This is a genomic window from Steroidobacter sp. (assembly GCF_016790065.1).
GTDB lineage: Bacteria > Pseudomonadota > Gammaproteobacteria > Steroidobacterales > Steroidobacteraceae > Steroidobacter.
On the sequence record NZ_JAEUPY010000662.1, the window covers coordinates 1 to 4787 of the forward strand.

4 protein-coding genes are annotated in these 4787 nt (G+C 60.5%); all 4 read left to right on the forward strand.

Annotated elements, in window-relative coordinates; translation table 11 throughout:
• The coding region (locus JNL55_RS27345; RefSeq protein WP_293862076.1) for a methyl-accepting chemotaxis protein at nucleotides 1-829 on the forward strand (829 nt) is incomplete at its 5' end.
• Between the two features lie 70 nt (nucleotides 830-899).
• A complete protein-coding gene (locus JNL55_RS27350; protein ID WP_293862079.1) occupies nucleotides 900-1667 on the forward strand; it encodes a metallophosphoesterase in 768 nt (255 codons plus the stop codon).
• Complete coding sequence (locus tag JNL55_RS27355; RefSeq protein WP_293862082.1) at nucleotides 1657-2463, forward strand: 4'-phosphopantetheinyl transferase family protein; 807 nt, start codon at nucleotides 1657-1659, stop codon at nucleotides 2461-2463. Before JNL55_RS27350 ends, JNL55_RS27355 begins: the two co-directional genes overlap by 11 nt.
• A 125-nt stretch (nucleotides 2464-2588) precedes the next feature.
• Nucleotides 2589-4787, forward strand: a 2199-nt coding sequence (locus tag JNL55_RS27360; protein ID WP_293862085.1) for a DUF6351 family protein, incomplete at its 3' end; no start/stop codon positions are given.

A 4787-nucleotide genomic window follows, 5' to 3' on the forward strand; every position in this document is an offset into this window, starting at 1 on the left:
CGCGTCGCAAGTGGCGGTGGCCAGCCGGCAGATCGCGCAGGGCAACGATGATTTGTCTCGTCGCACTCAGGAACAGGCGTCCGCGCTGGAAGAAACCGCTGCCAGCATGGAGGAGATGACGGCCTCCGTGAAGCAGACGGCAGATAACGCCAAGCAAGCCAATCAGCTCGCGATCAACACTCGGCAGTTGGCCGATGGCGGTGGCAAGGTGGTCGCCGATGCGATCACGGCCATGAATGCCATCAACGGTGCGAGCAATCGTATCGCTGAGATCATTGGTGTGATCGACGAGATCGCGTTCCAGACGAATCTGCTGGCATTGAACGCAGCCGTCGAAGCGGCGCGCGCCGGTGAGCAGGGTCGCGGCTTTGCGGTCGTGGCCTCCGAAGTCCGCACGCTCGCGCAGCGTAGTGCCAGCGCCGCGAAGGAAACCAAAGAGTTGATCAATGACTCGGTCGCCAAGGTCGGTGCCGGCTGCGAGTTGGTCGACAAGACCGGCAAGGTGCTCGGCGACATCGTCAGCAGTGTGAAAAAGCTGACCGACGTGGTCCAGGAGATTTCCTCTGCCAGCACCGAGCAGGCCAGCGGTATCGAGCAAGTGGGCAACGCCATCGCGCAGCTCGATCGCAGTACGCAGGAGAATGCGGCTCTGGTCGAGGAGAGTGCCGCGGCGGCTGAGACGCTGAGTCGGCAGTCCAACGATATGGTTCAGGCGGCGGCGGTGTTCAAGCTCGCTGACGATCAACAGACACGGCATCGAACCGGCGCGCCCGCGATCGAGCAATGGCACGACCACGAGGGTGAGCAGCAGGCACGATTCGCGGCTTGAGCGGCATAAGTCACTCGCCATAGTCCAAACGGCGTAGCCAAACCTGCCGATTCGCCCCTAAGATTGGCGGGTGAGCACCCGCGTCTTCGCCCTGTCCGACATTCATGTCGACTATGAACCCAACGCCCAATGGGTGCGCGGTCTATCGACGCATGACTATCGCGATGATCTTTTGATCCTGGCCGGCGACGTTACTCACAAGCTGGCCGAGCTTGCCGCCTGCCTGAGTGCCTTCACGGCGCGCTTCGCCAAGGTGCTATTCGTGCCAGGCAATCACGACGTTTGGGTGTTGGGCGAGGCGCCCGAACGCACCTCGCTACAAAAGTTCGCTGACGTAGTGGCTGTGGTGAAAGACACCGGGGCCAGCATGCAGCCGCATCGGCAGGGTGGCGTGCTGATTGCGCCGTTACTCGGTTGGTACGACTACTCGTTCGGTTCGCCCAGCGCAGATCTGTATCAGATGTGGATGGATTACCGTGCCTGTCGTTGGCCGGAAGGCTTTGAGCCCGACGCGGTGGCTCGGCATTTCACCGCTCTGAACGAACCGTCGGTGGCAGAGGGCGCTGCGCGGGTCATCACTTTCTCGCATTTTCTGCCGCGCATAGATCTCATCCCCAGCTATGTTTCCGGCCGGCACCGCTTGTTGGATCCGGTGTTGGGCAGCGCGCGGATCGAACAACAGCTGCGGCAGTTGGGATCGAGCATCCACGTATATGGCCATAGCCATATCAATCGCCGCATTCGTATCGACGGTGTAACGTACATCAATAACGCTTTTGGTTACCCCGGCGAAGAGCGCATCGCCGCCCGGCAGCTGGTTTGTATCGATGAGCTGTAACCCCTCACAACCCCTGGTCGCCGACGCTGCCAACATCGATGTGTGGCTGGCCTATTACCGCGACATCTCCGATGCGCAATTGCATGCGGAGTATCGCTCGCTGCTGACCGAAGAGGAGCGCGGTAAGGAGTTCCGGTTTTACTTCCCCGATGACCAGCGCCGCTATCTGGTCACTCGCGCCATGGTTCGCACCGTGCTGTCACGTTATCTCGACGTCGCGCCGACGGATTGGAGATTTGCCAACAATCGTTACGGCCGTCCCGCAATCTCGAATCTGAGCAGCGAGGAATGCGGCCTGTGTTTCAATGTGTCGCACACCAAAGGGTTGATTGCCCTTGGCGTCACTCATCGTCGCGAGCTGGGTGTGGACGTCGAGAACGTCCGTACTCGTGAAGTTTCCATCGAGATCGCCGATCGCTTTTTTGCGCGCCCCGAAGTCGATGAGTTGGCCGCGATACCGCGCGAACGCCAACAGGATCGGTTCTTCGAGTATTGGACCTTCAAAGAGTCTTACATCAAAGCTCGCGGCATGGGCCTGTCGATCCCGCTCGGACAATTCAGCTTTCATTATCCGCACGAGCGAGCCGTCAACATCGCCATCGACCCGCAACTCGGCGACGACGCCACTCGCTGGGGCTTCTGGCAGTACCGTCCCACCACCGAATATTTGCTGGCCGTGTGCGCCGAGCGGCTCGCCGACAACGTGCCGTCGGTGACGATTCGGAGCACGGTACCGCTGGTTACGGAGGAAGTCTTGCAGTCGGAGTTGCTGAAAACTTCGGAGCAGGCCGGCTAACTCGCTGCGCAGTCTGCGGACTCGCGTGATTGCAATCCCTGTGGTCCGAGAGTATTCCTAACCCCCGCACGTCGCGGCAATGTTCCGCTACGTGAAATCTACAAACATTCAGACGGGGGATGGTCATGACGACGGATCGACGTCGATTGGATTGTATTTGGGCGATAGCCGCCTTGCTCGGGCCAGCGCTAGGGTTGGCACATGACGACCGTGGCCGCGGTGGCGACGATCGCGATAGAGGCGGCGGTAAAGCGGTGGAGCTGCGCATTGTATCCAGCCCGTCGCAGTATGTTTCCGGTGGCGATGCTCGTATCGAGGTGCGAGTGCCGGCGGGGCAAGGGAACAAGGTCGAGCTGTATCTCAACGGCCGTCGCTTGCAGGCCGATCTCCAACCCCTCAGCGGCAAGGGCGACCGGCTACAAGCGGTGATTACCGGCCTGGTGCCGGGCGAGAATCGCTTGGAAGCCTTGCTCAAAGGCCGCTGGGATCGGGACGCTCTCAAGCTCATCAACTATCCCATTAGCGGTCCCATGTTCTCCGGTCCGCAACAGCATCCGTTTGTGTGTACAACGACTCAAAGTGCGGTGGGTCGGCAGCCCGTCGTCGAGAGCGCCAGCCCGCCGGGCACACGTGTGTTCGATAGTGCCGGCAACGTGATTGGATACAGCAAGGACTGCGGCATCGAAACGTTCGTCACTTATCTGTATCGGACCACGGCCAATGCCTGGGCCGTGTGGCCTGCTGATGGCAGCCGGCCGGCCGATCTGGCGCAAGTGACATTACCTGACGGTCGCACGGTGGACTTCGTCGTGCGGCGTGAGGTGGGCTCGATCAATCGCTTCCTCTACAGCTTCGCCATGCTGGCGCCGGCCAATGAGCAGCCGACCAAGCCGGACCTGAGCCGTTGGAACGGACGATTGTTGTATTGGTTTCAAGGCGGCGTGGCCATCGGACATTCGCAGGGCACGGTCCACAGTGGCTCGTTGAATCCGGACATCTTGCGGCTCGGCTACGCCATCGCGCATTCCAGCGGCAACAACACCGGGACGCACTACAACCTGCAGTTGGCGGGCGAGACCATGATGATGACCAAGGAGCGCTTCATCGAGCGCTATGCTGTGCCTACTTACACCGTCGGGCTCGGCGGGTCGGGCGGGGCGATTCAACAATACATCCTCGGTCAGAATCAGCCCGGGCTGTTGGATGCGTTGTTGCCGGTGCAGTCCTATCCCGACATGGTGACCCAGACCATCCATGTCGGCGATTGCGAGCTGCTCGAGTACTACATGGATGCTACCGATCGCGCCAATCCCAAATGGCGGGTCACCAAGAATCGTAGCTGGCTGGTGGGCTTCAACGCCGAAGAAGGCTTCGACAAGGTCAACGATGCGTTGGCGCCGTTGAAGGTCGCGCTCGGTTACAGCACCGCGTTGGGCACGAGCGAATGCGTGCCGGCGTGGCGTGGCTTGTCGCCGTTGGCGATGAACCCATGGTATGGCCAGGCGCCCAATCAACAGAACTATGAGCCGCAGTCCGACATCGCTGCGATTCGCTGGACCCATTGGGACGATCTGCGCAACATCTACGGCGTCGACGACACCGGTGCAGCTCGGCCGACTTGGGACAACATCGGCGTGCAGTACGGCTTGCGCTCGTTACAAGAGAGCAAGATCACGCTCGAGGAATTCTTGAACTTGAACTGGCAGGTCGGCGGTTGGAAGCAGCCCAGCGAGATGGTGCAGGAAGGCTTCCCATTCTTCGGTACCACTCAAGCGGAGATCACCAAGGCGCTGACGGTGCCGGGTTACTTCGATCCGTGGAGTCGTCGCAATATGAATCTGAGCACCGATCCCACCAAGCCGGCGCCTCGGACCAACGGCGATATCAAAGCGGTACGTGCCGCGTACACGTCCGGCATGGTGTTCAATGGCACTTTGAATCGGCCGACCATCGATCACCGCCAGTACATGGAGCGCGAACTGGACATGCACAATGTGCATCAGAGCTTCGCGGTCCGTCAGCGCGTGCTGGATAAGATGGGTAACAGCGATCTGCTGGTGATTTGGTTCACCGACACGATGCCTGGAGTACCCAAGGCCAGCCAATCGTTGGACGCCATGACGGTGATGGACGAGTGGCTGCGTAATATTCAAAAGCATCCGGACAAGGGCGTGCGTCGCAATCGCCCAGCGCGTGCCGTCGATAGCTGCTTTGATGTGAACGGTCAGCTCATCTACGCGGGCGACGACGCATGGCATGGCATTCTGGACGACAAGCCTGCCGGCCCGTGCACGCAGCGATTCCCGATCTATGGCACGTCTCGC